We start from the raw sequence: 23,020 nt of genomic DNA on the forward strand, positions 1-23,020 counted from the left end.
CGGTAAGTACTAAACATCATTGATTTAACATACTTCTGAGACCACTTTGTCCTGCTTTAATATGATTTCCACGTACTAAACATCATTGATTTAACATACTTCTGAGACGGAAATTCACCTATTACTTGCCAGGTAAAGGTACTAAACATCATTGATTTAACATACTTCTGAGACCGGCGTTAGTCAAACCTATGACAAAGGTTCGTACTAAACATCATTGATTTAACATACTTCTGAGACAGAACATAAAGTCGATATTCTAGCAAGTGAGTACTAAACATCATTGATTTAACATACTTCTGAGACTTTATGTTTAACTATAATATAATTATTTATGTACTAAACATCATTGATTTAACATACTTCTGAGACATGTAACTGTCGGTGATAGTAGCATATCAGGTACTAAACATCATTGATTTAACATACTTCTGAGACATTTACGACTGAGTCTCTACATGATGTAAAGTACTAAACATCATTGATTTAACATACTTCTGAGACTACAGTTGGTACAAAAAGACTCAATGTCAGGTACTAAACATCATTGATTTAACATACTTCTGAGACGTTTGAAAAGGAACCATAAACAGAACCCAAGTACTAAACATCATTGATTTAACATACTTCTGAGACCCTTTTTCCTGTTTGTAGGGCTAAAAGAACGTACTAAACATCATTGATTTAACATACTTCTGAGACATTCCCTCGCTTAAATCCGACCTGAGCACGGTACTAAACATCATTGATTTAACATACTTCTGAGACGAAATGTAGAAAGTAATTTGGAAATCATGAGTACTAAACATCATTGATTTAACATACTTCTGAGACAAGTGTAGCTGGTGGCATGGTTAGTGCAGGGTACTAAACATCATTGATTTAACATACTTCTGAGACACTTAGCTGGCAAGGATATTCGTTATAGTTGTACTAAACATCATTGATTTAACATACTTCTGAGACGGTTGCAAGCGACGCAGTTTCCATTGCTGCGTACTAAACATCATTGATTTAACATACTTCTGAGACTATCATCGACCTTTTAAGTAATAAAAATTTGTACTAAACATCATTGATTTAACATACTTCTGAGACAGTACCCTTCATGGTCTGGTAACACATGCAGTACTAAACATCATTGATTTAACATACTTCTGAGACTCGTGCCGGCGATTTCATCAATTATTTTTTGTACTAAACATCATTGATTTAACATACTTCTGAGACCTATTAGTCAGCTACCCCTCACTAAAGTGAGTACTAAACATCATTGATTTAACATACTTCTGAGACCGAAACAGTGGCGATTTTAGATGAAGCTAAGTACTAAACATCATTGATTTAACATACTTCTGAGACTGATGACACATCCACAGTTAGAATTGGCATGTACTAAACATCATTGATTTAACATACTTCTGAGACACAACTGCGTGATATTTATCTAGATTCTATGTACTAAACATCATTGATTTAACATACTTCTGAGACGATGATGAAGGTTTAATACAAGAAACGCTTGTACTAAACATCATTGATTTAACATACTTCTGAGACCCATCAGAAGCAAGAATTCTTGCTGGATGTGTACTAAACATCATTGATTTAACATACTTCTGAGACAATAGTGTCAATCCTTTGATGGATTTATCTGTACTAAACATCATTGATTTAACATACTTCTGAGACTTGTGATAAAGAATTAATTGTAAAATTTGCGTACTAAACATCATTGATTTAACATACTTCTGAGACACGATATTAAAAAGATAATCATGGATAATTGTACTAAACATCATTGATTTAACATACTTCTGAGACCCTAGGTTTTGCTGATTCTATTATGAAAAAGTACTAAACATCATTGATTTAACATACTTCTGAGACCGATATTTATTAATCAATATCTAATCTTTAGAAGTACCAACCAACGAAGTCAGCATCAATATAGTAATAATTACAGTTTTTATAATAATCCTTCTTATCCAAATCTGAAAATTCAATTAGAAGGACTTTCGTTCCAATTTCATTATTAACATACTGAAGTTCACGAAATTGTTCTTGCGTCATATAACTAGCTAGGTTATTGAACACAATACACGATTTATCATCACACTCAATATGAAGTTTTAAATCACTTTCAATTATACCATAAGCATCATTAGATATAGAAGGATGTAAGTGGATGTTAGCATATTTAAGTAACCGTTTAACATCCCCATCAAAACTAACTTCTAAAGGAATATCTGTCATAAACAAACTTTCCTGCAAGAGTGTAAATAATTCGCGCGCCTTCTTTTCAATACTTGTCCTCACGTGCGGAGCCAAGCCCTCGGTAATCTTATTAACTAACTCTAGCTTGTAACGTTTATCTAAGTCATGATTAATCAAAGCGTCGCCGTCAAAATCAAAAGCTAAATTATTGTTAATAAGGCTAAAATCATCGCTGTACGCTTTTACCTTGTCATTGTAATCTTTTACACCTAAAATCAAATCTTTGTAAACTGTAGGATTATTAGTTGCTATTACCGTTATCTTACCTTCATCAATTTGTACTTCATCGTATCCTTGGTAGCTAAGTTTCATAAAATTATCGTCCTTTGTGCTGAATTTCTAATATCTTTTTTCTTTTCACCTAGCAAAAAGTGCATATCATTGTACTGCTTTTCAGTTAACATCAAGGTCTGAATTGTCCCATTTTCAGGTAAATAAACACTGACCCTTTTTTCTAAGAACTCTGCTGACTGCCTTGTTACGCAAACCCTGACATAAACAGAGTACTGTATCATAATAAAACCTTCTCTAATTAATGCCTTTCGAAATTTTCGATACTCTCTTCTATCTTTGCTAGTTTCCGTTGGTAAATCAAACATGATCATTAAGCGCATTGTACGATACCTCATTTGGTAGAGTCACCTCAATTTTTATATTGTCTTTCTTGCCGTTTAGATAATTTAAGCAATCGCTAACATATTTTGTTATCGCATTTCTTAATAGTGTATTTTTACCATTATATTTAATCTCTAAATTTAACATATCCACTAATCCGTACTTCACATCAGGTGTAAAATCAAGAAAATTTTGCCCATTTACCCAATAATCTACTATTGGTCTAAACGGTTCTATTAGGTCACACCCAAAATTAAATTGATTTTCATTACTATGATGATGAATTCCTAAATAAGTCAAAAAACCATTTTGCACTATCTCTCTATTTATCTTTGATAGAATAACCGCATATCCATAGTCTAGCGCCTTATTTATTACTGACCCTGTCCTTCTTGAAAAATCTTTAGTAAATAATGTTTGAAAATATTTTTTTGCAACTACAGCTTCGCGGTTAGTAACATCATTTACCTCTAAAACATCCAACTCATCTTCTAGTTCTTTGGTTTGTTGTCCGTTTAATCTTAAAACTTGAATTTGATTTTCAATTTTACCAATTATAATATTGGTCCATAAAAGCTCCATTCTTTCTTGGGGCCAATTGTATTGTAGATTGATATTTTCTAACGCTAAATTATTAGGATAATATCCCACCGTTTCACAAACAGGCTCATGTTGTCTATCTGTAAAAATTACCTTAGTTCCGTTCTTAGTTAGAGCTCCAATTAAACTCGAAGTAATAACCGCCTGAGTTGTTTCAATCACCAATAACTCTATATCTTCAACAGGAATTTGACTTATTCCCTCGTTATTCTGCACCACCATCATCCGCGAACTATATGATAATTTTGAATGTTGCGTTATAATTACTGATCTCCATCCCATGAAAACACTTCCTCTTGACAAAAAAATTAAGTTTCTTGTATAATACAGACGTTGGGTAGCTCCCAACATCTAAACATTATTGATTTAACATACTGTGTTGAGATCAAACGGAGCTTTTTAGCGATGTTTATCCTTTTGAGCCATTATATGGCCATACATATTATAAAAAGTGCCCCTAAAAGGGCACTTTTTCTTTACTATAAATCTCTCAAATAAACAACTCTTTCAAAAATACCAGTTGGTGATTGATAAATTAACTTAGCGTTCTCAGTTAACACTATTCCTGACGGACGTTGTAAAAATCCGAATGGACTCCCGCTGATAATTTTCAATTTTTTAACAACAGGATTAGCATGTAACCCATCCAAAATATCTAGCAATTCCGTTACTTTATCTGCTGTATTTAATTCTACAAATTTATCTTTGCTACTTGTTAATTTATTTCTAAACTGTCGTGCATCATACAACGTAAATTTATCATTCACTACGTTCAATATTTCCTCATAAACAGCTACTAACTCCCTATCACTAGCATCTTTATTAGCTAAAGATTCGATACTTTTCACACTTAAAACTAATTGTTTTGCATTATATGGGTACGCAGCACTACCCAACATAAATTTACCGCTATCATCTTCTACAAGTTGCTTAAAATGAACCTTTGGAAGGATAATTCTAAAAGTCTTTTTCTTACCTGAACTATTTATCTGCTCATCAACAATCTCATTTAATCGTTGCATATATCCATTGTGGTCCTCTTTGGCAAGATTATCCAATTCCGCCTTGTTTCTCATCGGAATTCCTACCACCCTAAATTTGATACCTTTCTTATCTTCCAATCGTACTATGGAAAGGTAAGCATCGTAGTTATTAGAATATCCCCCATAAATGTCAACCGGCTTATCGTTTTTCTTTTGAATTAACTTCTGTTTTGGATTTACCGGGTAGATAGTCTCCTTAAACATAGCTCCACTGTTTGTATAGGTTTCTTGCGATACTAGCATATATTTATATTCATATGCTTTTTTCAGTTGATTAATTGCGTCTTGACGATTCATGAATACCTTATGTTCGACATTATCAACTATTTGGTCGGTCTTTCCTTCTTCTAAATCATACAAGAAATTGTATGATTTTAGGTAATTACGGTCTTTTTTGGCATCAAATTTATTGTAATCGCCATAAACGAAATAACCACGTAACTTAGGATATCGTTGATATAAGTATCGTCCACTAAACGCCGTTAAATAAGCATCAAAAGCGTGGTGATAATCGTTGAGTTGTCTAATCTTCACAAAATTGAAATGTTCACGTAGTTCATGTGTATACTTTTGACGAACTTCTATGATTTTTGTATCTTGATACAATGTCTGCAGTATTTCAGCAGACAATTTAATAACTTGCGAAGTTTCCACTAATTGTCTCCGAATAAAGCCATTAGCCTTATATGGGCCAATCTCGTCCGGATCAGTAAGCAAGTTAGCCAGTTTTTGTTTACTAATTAGTCCGTTATCATATAAATCATTCCAGAAATCCTTCATTTTAGCACCATATTCACAAACAGGTACCGTATCTGATTTCTCATTATTAACCGCACGTTTTGTCAATACTCGGTTGTCTAAAGAATCATCCTTAATAAAAGACCGTGGTAAGATATGATCGCCATCACTATATAAACTCAACTGGTCAATATTAAGCGGTTCCCCCGTGTACATATCTCGACCTAATTGAGTGAAATATAGATAATACTTGTTCGTTAGTTTCTTCTTACTTGCTTGAAAATCTTTAAACTCAGCTAGCAAAGCTTGGTCCGTCATTTCTTCAGAAAGACTCATCAAAGTTTTTTGAAGTTGTGTCATTCGTGAATTAGTCAATTCTGAGCGCCCATCGCTTCTTGTAAATTCGATGGAAATGGATGTAGGTTTAGCTCCCATAGCCTTCTCTACATCTTGGACAACCTTAATAACCTTACGAATTGCTTTTTTATTTTGTGGAGATGTATATGCTTCACCAAGAATCTGTTCAATATCTCCTTGCTCTAATTTATCACTATTATATTCGACGATGGCTTTTTGAAAATCTGGTTGAGACTGAATTTGCATAAAATTATTAGTAGTGTCCCACAACCAATCCATAATTCTTTGACCATTACTATCACAAATTCCAGTTAATAATCTTCTTGAAAGTCTTCCCCAACCATTATAATTAAGTCGGGTTAGTTGTGTAATATTTTCTTCCGTCAGCCACTCAATCTCTTTCAGTTTAATTCTTAAGATTTTCTTATCTTCAAAAATTGTAAGCCACTCTATAATCTGTTCAAAATCTTTTTGTCTGCCAGCATCATCTACTGCCTTACCAAATATCTTCTTTAAATCATGATAAGTGGATAAATTATTATCAAACTTAGTCCCAGTACTTAGGCCCTCTAATTTAAGGGAATTCAAGTTTTTCAGTTTAACGTTCAACCAATTTTTAAAACATTTAGCTGAAACTGTTTTACTATCTCCGTTTTCAAATAAAGCAACATATGCTTCTCGTTTTAATTCAACTGGTAGTCGTCTTCCATTAACCTTAATATTGTTAAGCTCGTTAAGAACTTTATAACGTTGATATAGTAGGCTATTAGCTGGTAAAACATCTTCGCCAACCAGATAAGTATCCTTGGCGGTCATTCGCTTGATGAAGTCATTTGCAGATGCAATTGTATCAACCTTTTCTTCAAAGTTCCAAGGAGTTATCTCCCCTTCTTGTTTTCTAACCATCCAAGCAAAATTACTATTAGAGGTTTGTTGCTGTTTTTTACTAGTCACCATAGGACCTACATAGTAAGGGACTCTAAAGGTTAACAGTTCATCTAATTTATACGGCGCCCGCTTCTGATGACTTTTCACTGGATTCTTCTCAGCTAACCAAGGGTAGTATTTGGACTGCATTTCAATAATCTTATCTAATTCCACTTGGTGTAATTGATTAGGAATAACCCCATTCATTGCTGTTCTTTGTTTAGGTAAGAATTGTCCCATTTCAATTAAACCAAGTAACTTTTCAGCCCGTGAATCGTCTAACTCAACTAAGACTTTCTTTACCTCTTTATAAAAATCAGCCCTATTTTGGTGTGCACGCTTATCTACTTTCTTAGCTTTTGGATCCTTCCCATCAATATACAAACTATATGCTTTCTTTATAGCTTTGATTTGCTTAGCATCCATCTTTTCGTACAAAGCCTTTAATACTTGTAATTGCTCCCTATGCGCCTCATATTTATCTACCATTGATTGCGAAATACTCTTCCCGTCTGGAACAATTTCATTTAGAATAATTTGATCATGAATTGTCTTTATTGCATCAAACAATTCAGCTTGTTTTTCATTGACTAATTCTAACAATCCACTGACATTTTCTTCGGCATTAGTATCCAATAGCGAAAAGTTTTTCTTATTTTTGTCTATTTCTAAATCATCAGCTAACAATAAATTAGCAAACTGGGCTTTCATACCTAAGATAGCATTACTTAATTCCTTAGCAAGTGAAGCATTCAGCTTATTAATTTCTTTACGGTCACTTGAAACTGCTAGTAACTTTTTAAGTGCTCCAGCTTTGTCACGCCTACTTTTATTCTTATCAATTATAATATCTTGAATAGTTTCGACATCACTCACATTAATTTTGACATCCGTATTTAATTCGTTGTATAACTCTGCCACTCGTTTTAATTGCCTGTCTAGTTGTTCTTTTAATTCTAAACCTTCTTGCTTAAAACTATCTACCGATAATGGGCTAAGGAAATTACCACGATACTTCATAATATGATGAATTGCCAAAAATATTGCCCTTACATCGAATTTCCTATCTTCTTCCATCAAAGCCTTTCGCAAATGATAAATTGTCGGATACTTCCTATAGAAATTAGCATCCTTTTCATTTGGAAAAAGCAAGGAGCCCCAAAAGCGTTTATTTTCATCCTTAGGCGAAATATCAGCTTCATGGAGACGCGCTAAGAAGTTCTCGTCTACTTCAAAAATGTAAGGATCAAAAAAAGCTTCTAAAAGTTTTAACCTTCTCTTACGACGTTTTAAACGTCTTTGTGTCGTTCGATATCCTCTCCGCTCTGCTGCCGTGTTTCCCTCTCTAAATAAGCTTGTACCAATTAATGTTTTACCCTTTGCTCTCATTAAATGATAATTGCAATCCATCACTGCATAACCTATACTGTTAGTTCCAATATCAAGACCTAAATGGTACTCTTTTTCAGACATACTCTCGTCCCCCGCTTCCTAAGTACTTTATAAAAATAATTATATAAGCGTTTTCTTTGATAGTAAATAGAATTTTAAAGCTACTCTAATTTTCTTTGTTGGTTCAAAAATAATTATCAAAATAATTTCACAAGCAAAAAATCGCTAGAAACAATGCATTCAAACATTGTTTCTAGCGATTTTTGAATTCTGAGTTTTTTTCTTAACCTCTATTACTTTACTTAGTTCTTAGCGGCTTCTTCTTGGGCTAGTAAGAGGCAACCAGTGATACCAGCATCGTCGCCAAGGGCAACGTGGACGATGTAATCGTCTAAATCAGGTGTCTTGAGGTAGCCGTTCATTTGTTCTGCAAAGGACTTGCGAATCATTGGGAAGAGTTGATCTTGCTTGGAAACACCACCGCCAAAGATAATCTTTTCTGGTGAAAGAATGACCGTGTAGTCTACGCAGGCTTGAGCCAAGTAGTAGGCTTCGATTTCCCAATCCTTAGCGTCCTTCGGGATATCGAAGGCTTTGATTCCGCCGGCCCGACCTTCAACAGCTGGTCCAGCACAGAGTCCTTCTAGACAGTCATGGTGGTATGGACAGTTACCTTGGTAGGTGTCTTCCGGATGACGACGCATGATGATGTGGCCCATTTCTGGGTGGCCAAAACCTTCAAGGAGTTGGCCGTTAACAACGCCACCTCCACCAACACCGGTCCCAACTGTGAGGTAAATACAGCTGTTCTTGCCTTGGGCGGAGCCTTTCTTCAATTCCCCGTAAGCGGCAACGTTAACGTCAGTTGTCCAAACATAAGGAATGTCATAGTGGGCCTTCATATCGCCTAAGAAGTTGTAGTTAGCCCACCCCTTCTTAGGTGTCGTAGTGATATAGCCGTATGTATCTGATGAGCGGTTGACATCAATCGGGCCAAAGGAGCCAATTCCCATTGCTACCACGGGATTTTCGTCAAAGAATTTGAAAACTTCGGCCATCGTTTCAGCTGGCACGGTAGTTGGAATCTTAACGCGTTTCAAAATATTTAAATTTTCGTCACTAACTGCACAGACGAACTTTGTCCCGCCGGCTTCAATTGCTCCGTATAGTTTAGTCATGATAAATCCTCCTTTAGAGTAACCGTTTTCTTTATTTTACCTTATTCAAGTAGGAATTTAAAGCCCTTTTCTGAAATTTCTGCTAAACGTTTGACATGTTTTTTAATTTACAAAAATTAGGTATAATAAAAGCAACTTTAAACTATAAAAGAGGGATTTATCTGTGAAAATCAAACGTATCGACCATATCGTTTTAACAGTTACTAACCTGTCTTCAGCTAGCCGCTTTTACCACGAAGTGTTTGACATGCCGGTCTTGGCTGAAACAGCTGAAAGCCACACTTTAAGGTGTGGTCACCAATTGATTGTCTTGCAAAAAGTCGACGCCAAAGCGGACTTAAAGGCAAGCCACCCAACTAGTGGCAGCGCCGATTTATGTATCGTTGCCGGCGACAAGATGGACGACATTGTTAACCACTTGAAGAGTTACTTCGTTAACATTGTGGCTGGCCCAAGCCAAACTAGCGGTTCCGAAGGTAAGATGACCTCCGTATTTGTCCGCGATTACGACAACAATTTAATCGAAGTAGCTACCTACAAGGGCTAACTTTTACACAAAGACCCCGAGCTTTTTTGCTCGGGGTCTTTCTTATTTTTATGGATATTGGCCTAGATACTAGCTATTTTTTTGCAAAATTAACTCTGCTAAATACTGACCAAACTCGCTAGTACTTAGCGTTGTGGCCTCTTTGAGCTTAGCAGCAAAATCAACTGTGACATGGTGACTAGCAATTGCTTCTGCTAGGGCCGATTCAATCAAGTCAGCTGCCTGGCTCCAACCTAGGTAGTCAAACATCAGCTTGCCGGACAAGATTAACGAAGTTGGATTTAGCTTGTTTTGGCCTGCAAATTGGGGGGCCGTCCCGTGAGTTGCTTCAAAGATAGCTTGACCCGTCTGGTAATTGATATTGGCTCCCGGGGCAATCCCGATGCCCCCAACTTGGGCAGCTAGGGCATCTGAAATGTAGTCCCCATTCAGGTTTAAGGTCGCAATGACATCAAAGTCACCCGGCCTTAGTAAGGCTTGTTGGAAGAAGTTATCACAGATTAGGTCGTTAACAATTACCCTGCCAGCTGCTTGAGCTTGATTTAGGGCTTGCTTCGCCTGGGCTAGTCCTTCAACTTCCTTGATTTTGTTATATTCCATCTGACTAAAGATTTTATCCCCAAACTCCGAGGCAGCTTGGTAGCCCCAATTTCTAAAGGAGCCCTCCGTTTGCTTCATAATGTTGCCCTTATGGACCAAGGTTACTGTCTTTAAATCATGAGCTAAGGCGTAATTAATGGCCGCCTTAACCAAACGCTTGGTTCCCTGGCTAGAAACTGGTTTGATTGCAAACGAACTACTTTCAGGAAAGCGGACCTTAGCTAGTTGTCCCTGTTCCTTTAAAAAGGCCAATAATTTCTCAGTCGCTTTTGTATGGCTTGCAAACTCGATACCGGCATAGATGTCTTCCGTATTCTCCCGGAAAACCACCATGTTAACTTGTTCCGGAGCTACTACTGGACTAGGCGTACCTTGGTAATATGTTACCGGCCGTAAACAGGTATATAAATCTAATTCCTGGCGCAAGGTAACATTTAAAGACCGGTGTCCTTCTCCGACCGGAGTTTCTAGTGGTCCTTTAATTGCTACTAAGTGTTTTTTTAGCGCCGTGAGAGTTTCAGCAGGTAACCAACTACCGGTTTGCTGGTAGGCGCTCTTTCCTGCTAACAACTTATGCCAACTAACTTTTCTTTGACCCCCGTAAGCTTTTAGTACGGCGGCATCAAAAACTGTTTGGGCGGCCGCAAAAATTTCTGGGCCAATCCCATCCCCACTAATGTAGGGAATAGTAGGATTAGCAGGTACCTCCAACTTCCCAGCTACCATTTTAATTGCTTCTGCCATTAAAACTCACTTCCAATCTGATAATGATCCTTAGCGTACTTGCGACCTTTAGGGCCAATATACTCAGACGAGGGCCGAATCAAGCGCCCCGTTCGTTTTTGCTCCATGATATGAGCCAACCACCCCGCCGTCCGGCAAGCCGCAAAGATAACGGTAAAGAGATCCTTTTCTAATCCCAGGCAGTGGTAAATCAACGCGGTATAGTAGTCGACGTTAGGATGTAACCCCTTAGTCTTTAGTAAATAATCGGCAAGCGTTACTTGCAAATCGTAGTAAGACTCATTGCCCGTCTTTTGCGCTAACTTCCTAGCTAGTCCCTGTAAAATCTTAGCCCGGGGATCCCCATCCTTATAGATGCGGTGCCCAAAGCCCATTACCTTCTTGCCAGCCGCCAACCGCTGTTTGACGTAGGTAATAGGATCTAAGTGCGAGCCCTTAATTTCTTCTAGCATTGCAAAAACCTGCTCGTTAGCTCCACCATGAAGCGGTCCTTTCAAAGCACATACCGCCGCCGTCAGACAAGAATAATAGTCAGCCGCCGTTGAGGCTACCACCCGGGCACTAAAGGTCGAGGCGTTAAATTCGTGGTCGGCATGCAAAACCATCACGGTGTTAAATAACCGACTCAAAAATTCATCCGGTTTCTTGCCAGTTAGCATGTATAAGAAATTATCTGCCAACCCCAACTTAAAATCAGGTTCAATCAGTGGTTCGTCTTGCCGAATCCTGACAATCGAGGCAATCACCGTTAGCATCTTGGCAAGAATTTTCGGTGGTTCGTCAAAAATCACGTCGTTGGTAGTCCCTAGTAAGGAGGTAGCCGTCCGCAAGATGCTCATCGGATGTTGTGGTTCCTTAGCAATGTAAAGCAAAAGCCGAATTGATTCTGCCGGCAAAACCATCTCTGAAACTAACTGCTTGCTAAAAGCCGCAAGTTCGCCCTTTTGCGGTAGGCGCGTGTGCCATAACAAAAAGACTATCTCTTCATAAGAAGCCTGGGCTAACTCTTCAATTTCATAACCAGCGTAAACTAACTTGCCACCCGCAGTTGAACTAATTTCCGTTTGATCAACCACTACTCCAGCTAAACCTTTTGGTAAGTCCATTTCAATCACCCCTTTGCCATCTTAGTCGCCACTACCAATGGTAAGATTCCATCCGCGGCGTAATATTTCTTATCAATCGGCGCGTCAAAACGCACTTTCACCTCAAACTCGACCCGCTTTTGCTCACCAGTTGCCACTACGCGGGCCAGTTTGTCGGCTAGCTCAATTTCAAAGGTTTCGCTGCCATCTAACCCTAGTGTTGCTGCCGTTTGGCCAGGGAGATATTCCAAAGGTAAAATTCCCATCATCACTAAGTTAGCCCGGTGAATCCGCTCAAAACTTTCCGCAATGACGGCCTTGACCCCCAGTAACTTAACTCCTTTTGCAGCCCAATCTCTGGAAGAGCCCATTCCATAATCCTTGCCGGCCAAGATAATTGTCCCTATTTTCTTGGCTTGGTATGCCATTGCAGCTTGGTAAATGGTGGTCTCTTCTCCGGTCAACCAGGACTTGGTAAACCCTCCTTGCTTAGTTGCCAACTGATTTTGCAAACGAATGTTAGCTAAGGTCCCACGAACCATCACCTCGTGATGCCCCCGTCTAGCCCCATAAGAATTAAAGTTAGCTGGGGCCACTCCGTTAGCCAACAAATACTGACCAGCCGGAGTCTGTTGACCAATAAAGCCCGCTGGAGAAATATGGTCGGTAGTTACCGTGTCTCCTAACTTAGCTAGAACCCGCAAGCCAGTTAGCTCTTTAGTTCCCGTTCCCGCAACCACAAATGGAGGTTGGGCAATATAAGTTGAAGTCGCATCGAAATCATAGGTTTCACTGGCCTGTGCATCTAATTCATTCCAAGCTTCATTTTGCTTGAAAATATCGCGGTAATTAGCGGAAAATAGGGCTGGTTTTACGTAGGCCTGGATTAAGGCAGTGATTTTGCTAGCAGCTGGCCACAAATCTTGCAGGTAAACAGCTTGACCATTAGGGGTAGTACCAACTGGCTCCTTAGTTAGGTCAATGTCCATCGTTCCCGCTAAGGCATAGGCCACCACTAAGGGTGGAGAGGCTAGGTAAACATCCTTAACTAAGGGATTAACCCGGCCTTCGAAGTTACGGTTCCCACTTTCAACCGCACTAACAGGGTAAGGTCTTGCTTCCAAAGCCGCCTGCAAATCCGCTTGCAACTTACCTGAGTTTCCGATGCAGGTTGTACACCCATAACCAACCACATTAAAGCCTAGTTGATCTAGATAAGTCTGAAGCCCGGTCGTCTTCAAATAAGCTGTCACTACCCGTGAACCAGGCGCTAGTGACGTTTTCACATAAGCTGGCACCTTCAAACCTAACTCACAAGCCCGTTTAGCTAGCAAGCCCGCTGCCACTAACACTTCGGGGTTAGAGGTGTTAGTACAGCTGGTAATCGCCGCTAAGGCTAAGGCACCAGGCCGTAATTTAACTGGATTTTTTTCGATTTCCAGCTGATAATCTGCTAAGTCATCGTATTGGCGGAAATTAGTACTTACTTGGTCTAAGCCGACCAAATCTTGGGGCCGTTTTGGTCCCGCTAGACTTGGCTTAACGGTCGCCAAATCTAGCTCAACTAGCTCCGAGTAAGTTGGGGTAACATCCGCCTGATAAAAGAGGTGGTTAGCTTTAGCATAATCTTCCACTAACTTAACTTGAGTCGCAGTTCGGTCAGTGAGCTTAAGGTAGGCTAAAGTCTGATCGTCAATCGGAAAAAAGCCACAGGTTGCCCCGTATTCGGGCGCCATGTTAGCAATCGTTGCCCGGTTGGCTAACGGCAAGCTCGCTAGGCCGGGACCGAAAAATTCAACAAATTTTCCGACCACATTATGGGTCCGCAACAACTTGGTAATGGTTAAGGCCAAATCGGTTGCCGTCGCAAATTCAGCCAGTTTTCCTGTGAGTTTGACTCCCACTACTTTAGGCATTGGGAAGTAAGATTCCTGCCCCAGCATACTTGCTTCGGCTTCAATCCCACCAACACCCCAGCCTAATACCCCTAAAGCGTTGACCATGGTCGTATGCGAGTCGGTTCCAACCAAGGTATCAGGAAAAGCTAGACCGGCGGTATCAGTTCTAATGACATCGGCCAAATATTCAATGTTTACCTGGTGGATAATCCCGGTGTCAGGCGGAATGATGGTTAAATTTTCAAATGACTTTTGTGCCCACTTCAAAAAGTGATAGCGCTCTTGATTACGTTCAAACTCCTTTTTGATATTATAGGCTAAGGCATGGTCGTTTCCTGCCATATCAACCTGAACGGAGTGGTCCACCACTAGGTGAACGGGGACATCTGGATTAATCAAGCTTGGATTACCTTTCTGGCGCTTGACCTCTGCCCGCATCGCTGCTAAATCCACTAAGGCTGGAACGCCCGTTAAGTCTTGGAGAATGACCCGTTCTGGCTTGTAAGCAATGTCTTGGTCGTGCTTTTGGTCCCAGTCACAAAAATGCTTTAAAAACGGAGCTAATTCTGGCTTACGCGCACTCTGACGTAAAGTTAATTCTAATAAGACTCGCAGTGAGTAGGGAAGATTTGCAACAGCTTGCCCCTGCTCTTTTAAATACGCCCCAATGTCATAGTAACTATACTCTGCTTTGTTTGAGTTAAACCTGCGCAAATACTTCCCGCTCATAAAAACATCCTCCTTCGTGATTTCTTCTTATTTTTTAATCATTCTATCATGTTATAAAAAATTACACTAATCACATTTGTGAATTTAATTACGGCAAGCTAACATTATTCTTGTTACTTTGTCTCATTCTAAATCCCCGGCCAACCTCCCAATATATCAATAATTATCTAAGCTTTTTTCAATTTAATAAGTTAACATACCTGCGGAAATAAATTTCGCACAATTTAGTAACTCTTTTAGGTGTCAAGCTAATCGAATTATAATTTAAAGTCAAAAAATTGCTTGACACCCGGTGTTTTTTCAAAAAAAATTCCGCAAGCACGCGTCTTAACCGTGCTTGCGGAATTATTAGCCTCTCAACTTAAAGTAAATGTTCTTGGCGCATAAGCTCGCCTAACCAAGTCTTTTCTAATTTCTTTAGCAAGGCCTTCTTAACCGGCTTAGGCACCGGCAAGGCTAGGTCCATTTCTGCTAGGCCTCGCTTGTCGTTCATATAGTACATTGCCCGCATCAACTCACGAATATCATAGATTGAATTGAAGACTTCCGGCACACCCCGGTCAACATTTAGCAAGCTGTAAACTGCCTCCATCGCCGTTCTGACAGAATATTCAGTCGTAAAGACCGTATCCCGGCTTGGAGACTCAGCAAAGTTCCCAATAAAGGCCAGGTTAGCAGATCCTTCTGGAACAACTGCCGGCCGGTCGCCTTTCTTTCTAAGCATGAAGTAACTGGTAATAAATGGCATGTAAACAGGAACGGTTTGGATTGACTCTTCCTTGGCGTAGCTAGCAATTAGACTTTCCGGTACCCCTAAATGATAGAGCCACTCTTCTGTAATCTCTTTTCCAGAACACTCGGTGATTTTCTTATTAATATAGTTTCCCTTAGTGTCTGAATACAGCCCGTAAATCCAAACGACAATCTCATTTTCCTTTTGGCCCTTAAAATGTGGTTGGCGGTGGATTGTCCAAGACAGCATCCAGTTAGAGTCCGTGACCGTGATAATTCCCCCAGTGTTAACCTTATGGGCATGGAGGTCGCGTTTGGTTAGCCGTTCAATGTAAGGCTCAATTTGGGGATTCCTAATTGTAGCCGTGGCAGAAACAAACCAACTTCTCTCTGGTAGATTTTGACAGAAGACATCTGGATTACCAAAGTCAGGGGATTGCTTAGCTAAGTTTTGCCATAAACGCCAGGAGCCACCTAACTCATGGGTTGGTGGAGCGGGAGTCTCATGGCTTCCATAAGTTGAGCTTTCTGTAATTGACCCATTGGTTACAAAGACAATGTCATCATCGGTTAAACTAATCGCTTCACTCTTCCCAGCCTTGGTTAGCTGCAGCTCCTTGGCGTGTTTTTGTCCTTCGGCTGTATCAACCACAACATTATCCACCTGGCAATCATAGTCAAACTGAACTTTATGGTCCTTAAGGTAGGCCAAGAGTGGCTTAGTCATTGATTCGTATTGGTTATACTTGTTGAACTTTAAGGCCGTAAAGTCTGGCAAACCATCGATATGGTGGATAAAGCGCATCATATAGCGCCGCATTTCAATCAAAGAGTGCCACTTTTCAAAGGCAAACATGGTTGCCCAGTAAGTCCAAAAGTTAGTTTCAAAGAAGTCGGCAGAAAACCAGTCTTCAATAGTCTTTCCTTCTAAATCATCTTCCGGAGTCAAGACTAGCTTTACTAATTCATTGGATAGCTTACCTAATTGATACTGACCGTCACTTGGAACTTGGTTACCCCGGTTGTAAATTAAGCGACAGTTAGAACTGTTAGGGTCGTCTTTATCTAACCAATAATATTCATCTAAGTAGGAAGCACCAGGGATTTCTAGCGACGGAATGGAACTATACATATCCCACATACATTCAAAGTGATCTTCCATTTCACGACCACCCCGGACAACGTAACCTAATCCCGGCTTCAAGGCCCCGTCTAAGGAGCCACCGGCTACCGGCAATTCTTCCAAAATGTGAATATTTTCTCCAGGCATCTGTGCATCCCGCACCAAAAAGACGGCTGCAGACAAACCGGCTAAGCCCCCGCCGACAATGTAGGCCCGCTTCTTCTCTACTCCTGCTGGTTTCTTAGGGCGTGCATGACCCTCGTAATTACCATTTGAATAATACATAAGAAAGTCCCCTTCCTAAACAACTATCTAATGCGACAGTCGTTTCATAATCTACCTCCATTCTAGTGTTAGCGCTTACGTTAGTCAATTTAAATTCACTAATTTACAACAGTCTTAAGCTTTTGACCGATTTTTAAAAAAAGCTAGCCCGCAAAAAGCCAGGCTAGCTTATCATCATTATTTAAAAGGGTTATAAAAGCGTCCCCCGTTAATTTTAAAGAGAATCAAACTGATTATGAATAAAACTAGGCCACTAACTACTAATAAATAGTCCCGCGTCCTAAACGGTTCAGCCACATACCAGGTCCGTTTCTTTTTAGCCCCAAAACGCCTTAATTCCATGGCGGTACTAATTGTTTCGATGCGCTCTAAGCTTGAAAAGACTAGGGGCAAGACAATTTGTAAGGCCCCTTTCATCCTGTTAAAGAACTTACCCTTCTTAGACATTTCAAAGCCCCGGGCCTGTTGGGCTTGTGAAATGGCAAAGTAGTCCGCTTGAATATCAGGAATATAGCGCAAGGCTAGCGAAACGGCGTAGCTAACCTTATAGCTCACCTTTAGCTTAGATAAACTAGCTGCAAAGGCACTGGGATTAGTTGTCAAAATAAAGCCTAAGGTCAAGGGAATCGTGCAAAAGTACTTTAAGGCCACGTTAGCTAGGTAAAACAGCTCTTGGCTAGTCAAAGTAAAATAACCGGCTGAAATTAAAACCTGCTTAGCCCCATAAAGTTCTTGGCCATAGGTTGGCTGAAAAACAAAGACCGCTAAGATGTTTAGGACTGAAAAAAAGCAGACGAACTTAATCACAAAGGAAATCTGATTCCACTTAAGATCAGCTAACTTAAAGATAAAAGTTGAACAGATTCCCACTACCAATAAAAAGCGGGTATCATAAGTAGTCATACATGCAAAGGAAACGGCTAAGACAAAGAATAACTTGGCCGTCGCATTAAAACTATGAATAACGGTTTGCTTCGGAATGTATCCTAAAATTTGATGCTCATTCATCACGTCGCTTCCTTTCTTCATAGTTAATGAAATTAGCCACAAAATCAGTCTCAGCTGGTAATCCAGCTAGTTTAGCTAGTTGATACAAGCTTGTTTCCTTTAAGGCAGCCTGCTTAATCAAGGACTGGTTAGTCAAAAGTTCTGCCGGACTTAAATCAGCTAATAACTGTCCTTCGCTAAAGACCAAGGCTCGCTTGGCGTACTCTAGCATCAAGTGCATGTCGTGGGTAATCATTACGATTGTTTGACCGGCTTGATTTAAGGCGGTAATAAACTTCATCATCTCAGTATAATTGCGAAAATCTTGGCCAGCCGTAGGTTCATCTAAAATTAACAGTTCGGGCTCTAAGACTAAGATGGAAGCAATCGACACCCGTTTTTTTTGCCCGAAGCTCAAAGCGGCTACCGGCCAGTTGCGAAATTCATATAGGCCGCAGACCTTCAAAACAGCCAGCACTCGCCTTTTAACCTCTGCTTCTTCCACCTGCCGTAACCGTAATCCTAAAGCCACTTCATCAAAAATCATCGTCTTAGAAATCATTTGGTTAGGACTTTGCATAACATAGCCAATCTTATCAGCCCGCTCCTTAATAGACTCAGCTTGTAGGTCCTGCCCCCGCCAACTAATGCGGCCGCTTGGGGTAATAAAGCCACACAAGGCCTTAAATAAGGTCGACTTGCCGGCTCCATTGCGACCCACCACCGCTAGCATTTCCCCCTGCTTAATTTGGGCGGAAATTTTCTTTAGGGCCGGTGGATTTTGGGGCAGATATTGATAAGAAAGGTCGGCTACTTCTAGTAGCGGTTGGGCTTGCTTTTGAGTAGTCTCAGCTGGCTGCTGGGCTTGCCAGTCAGCCAACTGTTGGGCTTGCTCATCCGTCAAGCAAAGACTAGCCATTGACTCTATGCCCTTAACCTCATTCAAATCAACGCCAGCGTATTTGAGCGCGGTCACGTAAAGAGGCTCCCTAATACCACTGTTCATCAGCAAGTCAGACCGTAATAACTCTGCCGGCGGCAAATCAGCAACAATTTGCCCATCGTTAATCACAATTACCCGGTCAACTGGCTTAGTCAAAACTTCCTCTAAGCGGTGCTCTACGATTACAACCGTTACGTCTTCCTGACGGTGCAAGTCGTCGATTAAATCAATCGTCGCTTGGCCACTGGCTGGATCCAAATTAGCGAGGGGTTCATCAAACAAAAGTAAGGGACTTTCATCAATTAACACCCCAGCTAAAGACACCCTTTGTTTTTGACCCCCTGATAATTCTTGGGGCCGGTAGTTAAGGTGACTAGCTAAGTTGACCCGCTTAGCCCACTTAGCTACTCGTTTTTGCATCTCGCTTTTAGCTACCCCATCATTTTCCAGGGCAAAAGCAATGTCTTCTGCCACGGTCAAGCCAATAAACTGACTGTCAGTATCTTGCAAAACCGTGCCCGTTTCAAAGGAGAGGTCAAACATAGTCGTCTTAGTAATATCCTTTCCTGCTACTAATGCCTGCCCCTTGATTTCACCTTCATACTGGTTGGGAATTAGACCGTTTAAGCATTGCAGTAGGGTTGACTTACCACTCCCAGACGGACCACAGATACAAATTTTTTCGCCAGGATAAATCTGCAAATTAATATTTTTTAAAGTTGGGTGGGCTTGACTTTCATAGCGGAAAGAGAAGTCTTTAAAGTCAATAATTGCATCTGTCATAGCTTAGTCTTTTCTTAGTGATCCTTTCTTAGTCCGAGTGGCTGCATAAGCTTTGAGCAAGAGGGTTCCTAAAATCGCAACGGAAATAGCGTTGGCAGTCGCAGACACAATCCCTTGCAGATAAACTTTATTAGCTGGTTCAGAGTAAATCAAGATATCAAGCGATGGAGCAACTAGGGCCCATACTAGGTAGTTGGCCACTACTTGAACCAGGTTAAAACTTAAAATTTGCTTTAACTTAAATTCACCGTGCTTGAGGTCAAACCTTGAACCTACTAGCCCAAAGATTAAACCGATGATGCCAGAACAAATAACCCATGACCACCATGGACTCCCATACGCAGTCGCATCCTTAATCGTATGTCCGATTAACCCAATCAAAAAACCGGCAACCGGCCCATATAAGGAGGCCATCAAGGCTAAAAAGGGATAGGTTGTTTCGATACTTGTGTTAGCTACTCCGGTTGGAATCGACACGAACCGGCCTAAAATCACAAACACGGCCGCCCCAATTCCAATTGCAACTACTGTTTTCACAGAAAAACCATTCTTTTTCATAAAAAAACTCCTCTCTTAGCATTAGTCTTCCTTCATTTTGCAAAAAATCAACTAAAAAAGCAAGCGGGACTACTTAATAAATCCGCTTGCTTTTCACTAATTTTCATTTTCCGTTGTGTTTTCTTGCTCACTAGCAGCTAGCATTGCCAGGTAACTTTCAAACTGAGCCACCACTAGGCCTAAAAACTTAGCCGGTTTAGCTTGGGCGCTGGCCAAGTCCGTAATTTCATCAATCCGGTAACCAGACGCATTCAAGCCCGGCGCTTCAAAACTTAGATACACGTTGAGAGGAACTTCTGCCTCCTCGTCACTAAAGAAATTATCCACCCGCTTAATATCTCTGAAAGCCAAGTTAATAATCCCGGTTTCTAAAAACAACTTGAAGTCACTATCACCCTTAATAGTTAAACTTACCTGGGCTAAGTTTTGGGGATGGTCAGCCACTTCTTCCAAAAAGGCCGTAACCACTTGCCCCAAGGCTTGTTTTAGGTCAGCTTGAACTTGCTTTAAGTCAGCACTAAATTCTTGGCTAGCAAAAGTCTGCGCCTCTCCAGCTGCTAAAAAATCTTTAACTCTTATCTTCAATATGTCCACATCCTTCTGTCAGCCATTTTACACGAAATTAAAGGTTAATGTCCATATTGAAAGTGAGCTTAGACAAGGTTAGCCCTTCAGTAATGCAACTAGCAATCTGTTCTTCCGTCCGTTTCCTCATATCCGCTACTAACTTATGGTTTTGCTTGGTCAAATAGTCGGTTAAAGCTTTGCCTTCTAGTTTCTTAGCCACCTTATCAGTTGCTTCTAGGTGAGCCAGTTGCGCTTGGCGGGCAGCCGTTAGGTAGTCGCGGTTGGCTTGGATAAAGTTTGAGTAGTGCGATTCGGTTAACATCGAGAGAGCCCGGTACATCCAGTAAGCACTAGTCATATCGAATTTGAGTGGGGTGTTAGCCCAAGATGGGTCGGTATCATTAGCGTTGGTATAAAATGGCAGGTAAGGTGTAAACGTTGGCACCCCAAAGCAAATCCACATTAAAGCCGCTTGTTTTTCAGGTACATCGTTTCTGATTTGTAACACATGGGAGTTTTGCGTCCGGTTTAAAGAAATCGGCCGGTATCTCCGCTTATCCTCCTCGCTTCCATGACCTAACGGATCAAAGGGCGTTTCATTGTAATGTGAACTTAAAACCGCCTGCAGATCTGCAACGCTCAAAAGCCGGTTGGCCTTTCGCAAAAATGGTAGGTCACTTGACTCGGGCTCTTGGCTAACTTCCGGGTTAAATAACTTTTGCCCATACCACACGCGGGGCGTATTGTAATGCCGGTCCTTTTCGTTATCGGTCCCAAAAATTTTCCTAAAGTTAAACTTACCGTGAGGATTAGGATTTAGGTGGTACTTAGCAACAAATTCTTCTAGTCCATCTGACCATAAATAATTTTTAGAGTCCTTAAAATCAATGTAGTCTTGCGCAACCTGGTTAGCACAGATAGCGTAGGAATCGTCAGGAATCCTGGTAGCAGCCCAGTGGTGGCCGGTAACAATTTCCATGTACCACACTTCATCTTTATCGCTAAATAAGACCCCGTTACCTTCGGGAGAACCATACTGCTTGATTAACTTTCCTAAATACTCAACCCCGTCTCGGGCCGAATCAATGTAGGGTGCAACCATGTCTTGGATTGAGTCTTCTGCTAGTCCATTTTCTACCCACGGATCGTGAGCTAGCGCAGCCGGGTTACCGTAAACAGATTCCGTCGCCGACATGGCCACGTTTTTTTCATTGATTGAGCTTTCACCAAAGACCCCGTTTTTGGCTACGTCGGCATTAGGTGTCATCGTGGTCCGGTAGCCTTTAGCAGGCAAAGGTGCGCTAAAGCCATTTTTATTTGAAACCCAAGTTTCCTTGCGGTTCTTCACAGCAGGTTGCATAATAAACCTTTGCGGTGTTAGGGGTAAAAAGGTATCGTCATTGCGCGCAATCATCGTTGAGCCATCAATCGTCGCCTTCTTGCCGACTAAAATTGTTGTACATGCTTGTTCCATCATCATGGACGCCCCCAATATCTTTTATAAATACAATTTTATTGTACTCTCATCCTTCAACAAGACAAGTTAATTAAGATTGTGTAAGACTTAAGTCGCAAAGCTTGCACCCACCAGGTTAACTTCCTATAATAAAGGCAAATCAAGCATTAGAGGGACTTTTATGCGTAAATTTTTTAAATTAATCTTACTAGTATTGCTCTTCATAGGAGGAGCTACTTACTACTACCATCATCAGGTCAAGCTAAATCAGGCAACTACCTTATCTAGTCGCGCCCAGTCTAAGGTTAGCCCTAAAAAAACGGTTATGCGGACCCCGATTAACTGGCGCTTACCTTCTGAAACCGTGGCCTACCCTAATTTAAAGCAACTGAATGATTTTTGGATTAAGGTGGTTATTTCCAAGAACCGGGTCTACCTAATGGATGGCAAAAAGGTGGTCTACACCATGTATGCTTCCGCCGGTGAATACGAACGGCAAGCCGACGGCAAAAAGAAGTCTACCACCCCAACCGGGACTTACTACATTCAAGCCGAACGCGGGGATAGCTTTTATAATCCCACCCTCAGCGAGGGGGCTAACTACTGGACTTCCTGGTTAAACCACGGCGAGTACCTCTTCCACACGGTTCCCACCGATGCCAACGGAAACTACAAGGTGACAGAAGCCAAAAAGCTGGGTAAAAAACCGGCTTCCCACGGCTGCATTAGGCTCTCAGTTGCCGATGCTAAGTGGATTAATCAAAATGTTCCCCAGGGTACTAAGGTCGTTATTACTGATTAAAAAAGCTAAGCTATTGAAAGTACAAATTACCTTTCAATAGCTTAGCCTTTTTTA

16 protein-coding genes and 1 CRISPR repeat array (1 of these 17 running past the window's edge) are annotated in these 23,020 nt (G+C 40.7%); of the genes, 2 read left to right on the forward strand and 14 right to left on the reverse strand.

The window, feature by feature from the left end; translation table 11 throughout:
- Window positions 1–1,890: a CRISPR direct-repeat array (repeat unit 36 nt; unit sequence GTACTAAACATCATTGATTTAACATACTTCTGAGAC) (it extends 258 nt beyond the left edge of the window).
- A gap of 27 nt (window positions 1,891–1,917) precedes the next feature.
- From csn2 to FC14_RS00625, 5 genes are all read right to left on the reverse strand, one after another.
- On the reverse strand, window positions 1,918–2,589 hold the full coding sequence (gene csn2, locus FC14_RS00605; RefSeq protein WP_056975705.1) for a type II-A CRISPR-associated protein Csn2: 672 nt from the start codon (window positions 2,587–2,589) through the stop codon (window positions 1,918–1,920).
- A complete protein-coding gene (cas2, locus tag FC14_RS00610) occupies window positions 2,586–2,891 on the reverse strand; it encodes a CRISPR-associated endonuclease Cas2 (protein WP_056975707.1) in 306 nt (101 codons plus the stop codon). Before cas2 ends, csn2 begins: the two co-directional genes overlap by 4 nt.
- Window positions 2,869–3,774 carry a type II CRISPR-associated endonuclease Cas1 gene (cas1, locus tag FC14_RS00615; protein ID WP_056975709.1) on the reverse strand — a complete coding sequence of 302 codons (906 nt, stop codon included), beginning with the start codon at window positions 3,772–3,774 and terminating at the stop codon, window positions 2,869–2,871. The genes cas2 and cas1 overlap by 23 nt, the downstream gene beginning before the upstream one ends.
- Before the next feature lie 197 nt (window positions 3,775–3,971).
- Window positions 3,972–8,030: a type II CRISPR RNA-guided endonuclease Cas9 gene (gene cas9 / locus FC14_RS00620; protein ID WP_056975711.1), complete on the reverse strand. Its 4,059-nt coding sequence runs from the start codon at window positions 8,028–8,030 to the stop codon at window positions 3,972–3,974.
- Between the two features lie 221 nt (window positions 8,031–8,251).
- Complete coding sequence (locus tag FC14_RS00625) at window positions 8,252–9,127, reverse strand: ROK family protein (protein ID WP_056975712.1); 876 nt, start codon at window positions 9,125–9,127, stop codon at window positions 8,252–8,254.
- Between the two features lie 163 nt (window positions 9,128–9,290).
- On the opposite strand from FC14_RS00625, the gene FC14_RS00630 reads away from it, so the two are divergent.
- The gene (locus tag FC14_RS00630; RefSeq protein ID WP_056975714.1) at window positions 9,291–9,674 is read left to right on the forward strand and encodes a VOC family protein; all 384 of its coding nucleotides are present in this window, start codon (window positions 9,291–9,293) and stop codon (window positions 9,672–9,674) included.
- A gap of 69 nt (window positions 9,675–9,743) precedes the next feature.
- Here the strand turns inward: FC14_RS00630 and icd are convergent, their stop codons facing one another.
- From icd to FC14_RS00675, 9 genes are all read right to left on the reverse strand, one after another.
- The gene (gene icd / locus FC14_RS00635) at window positions 9,744–11,018 is read right to left on the reverse strand and encodes an NADP-dependent isocitrate dehydrogenase (protein ID WP_056975716.1); all 1,275 of its coding nucleotides are present in this window, start codon (window positions 11,016–11,018) and stop codon (window positions 9,744–9,746) included.
- Window positions 11,018–12,124, reverse strand: a complete 1,107-nt coding sequence (locus tag FC14_RS00640; RefSeq protein ID WP_056975717.1) for a citrate/2-methylcitrate synthase — start codon at window positions 12,122–12,124, stop codon at window positions 11,018–11,020. The genes icd and FC14_RS00640 overlap by 1 nt, the downstream gene beginning before the upstream one ends.
- A gap of 5 nt (window positions 12,125–12,129) precedes the next feature.
- Window positions 12,130–14,730, reverse strand: coding sequence for an aconitate hydratase AcnA (gene acnA / locus FC14_RS00645; RefSeq protein WP_056975719.1), 2,601 nt, complete (start codon window positions 14,728–14,730; stop codon window positions 12,130–12,132).
- Window positions 14,731–15,091: 361 nt separating this feature from the next.
- Window positions 15,092–16,870, reverse strand: a complete 1,779-nt coding sequence (locus FC14_RS00650) for an oleate hydratase (RefSeq protein WP_056975721.1) — start codon at window positions 16,868–16,870, stop codon at window positions 15,092–15,094.
- A 177-nt stretch (window positions 16,871–17,047) separates the two neighbouring features.
- Window positions 17,048–17,878, reverse strand: coding sequence for an energy-coupling factor transporter transmembrane component T family protein (locus tag FC14_RS00655; RefSeq protein WP_056975723.1), 831 nt, complete (start codon window positions 17,876–17,878; stop codon window positions 17,048–17,050).
- A complete protein-coding gene (locus tag FC14_RS00660) occupies window positions 17,871–19,583 on the reverse strand; it encodes an ABC transporter ATP-binding protein (protein WP_056975725.1) in 1,713 nt (570 codons plus the stop codon). The genes FC14_RS00655 and FC14_RS00660 overlap by 8 nt, the downstream gene beginning before the upstream one ends.
- Before the next feature lie 3 nt (window positions 19,584–19,586).
- A complete protein-coding gene (locus tag FC14_RS00665) occupies window positions 19,587–20,141 on the reverse strand; it encodes an ECF-type riboflavin transporter substrate-binding protein (RefSeq protein ID WP_050611580.1) in 555 nt (184 codons plus the stop codon).
- Between the two features lie 96 nt (window positions 20,142–20,237).
- Entirely contained in the window at window positions 20,238–20,726 is a 489-nt protein-coding gene (locus FC14_RS00670; protein ID WP_056975727.1) for a hypothetical protein, read from the reverse strand.
- Window positions 20,727–20,763: 37 nt separating this feature from the next.
- Entirely contained in the window at window positions 20,764–22,185 is a 1,422-nt protein-coding gene (locus FC14_RS00675; protein WP_056975729.1) for a C69 family dipeptidase, read from the reverse strand.
- A gap of 160 nt (window positions 22,186–22,345) precedes the next feature.
- Between FC14_RS00675 and FC14_RS00680 the strand changes: the two genes are divergently transcribed.
- Window positions 22,346–22,966 (forward strand): L,D-transpeptidase, encoded by a 621-nt coding sequence (locus tag FC14_RS00680; RefSeq protein ID WP_056975731.1) that lies wholly within the window; start codon window positions 22,346–22,348, stop codon window positions 22,964–22,966.
- Window positions 22,967–23,020 lie beyond the last annotated feature (54 nt).

Origin of the sequence: Ligilactobacillus agilis DSM 20509 (genome assembly GCF_001436215.1) — a bacterium.
Lineage (GTDB): Bacteria > Bacillota > Bacilli > Lactobacillales > Lactobacillaceae > Ligilactobacillus > Ligilactobacillus agilis.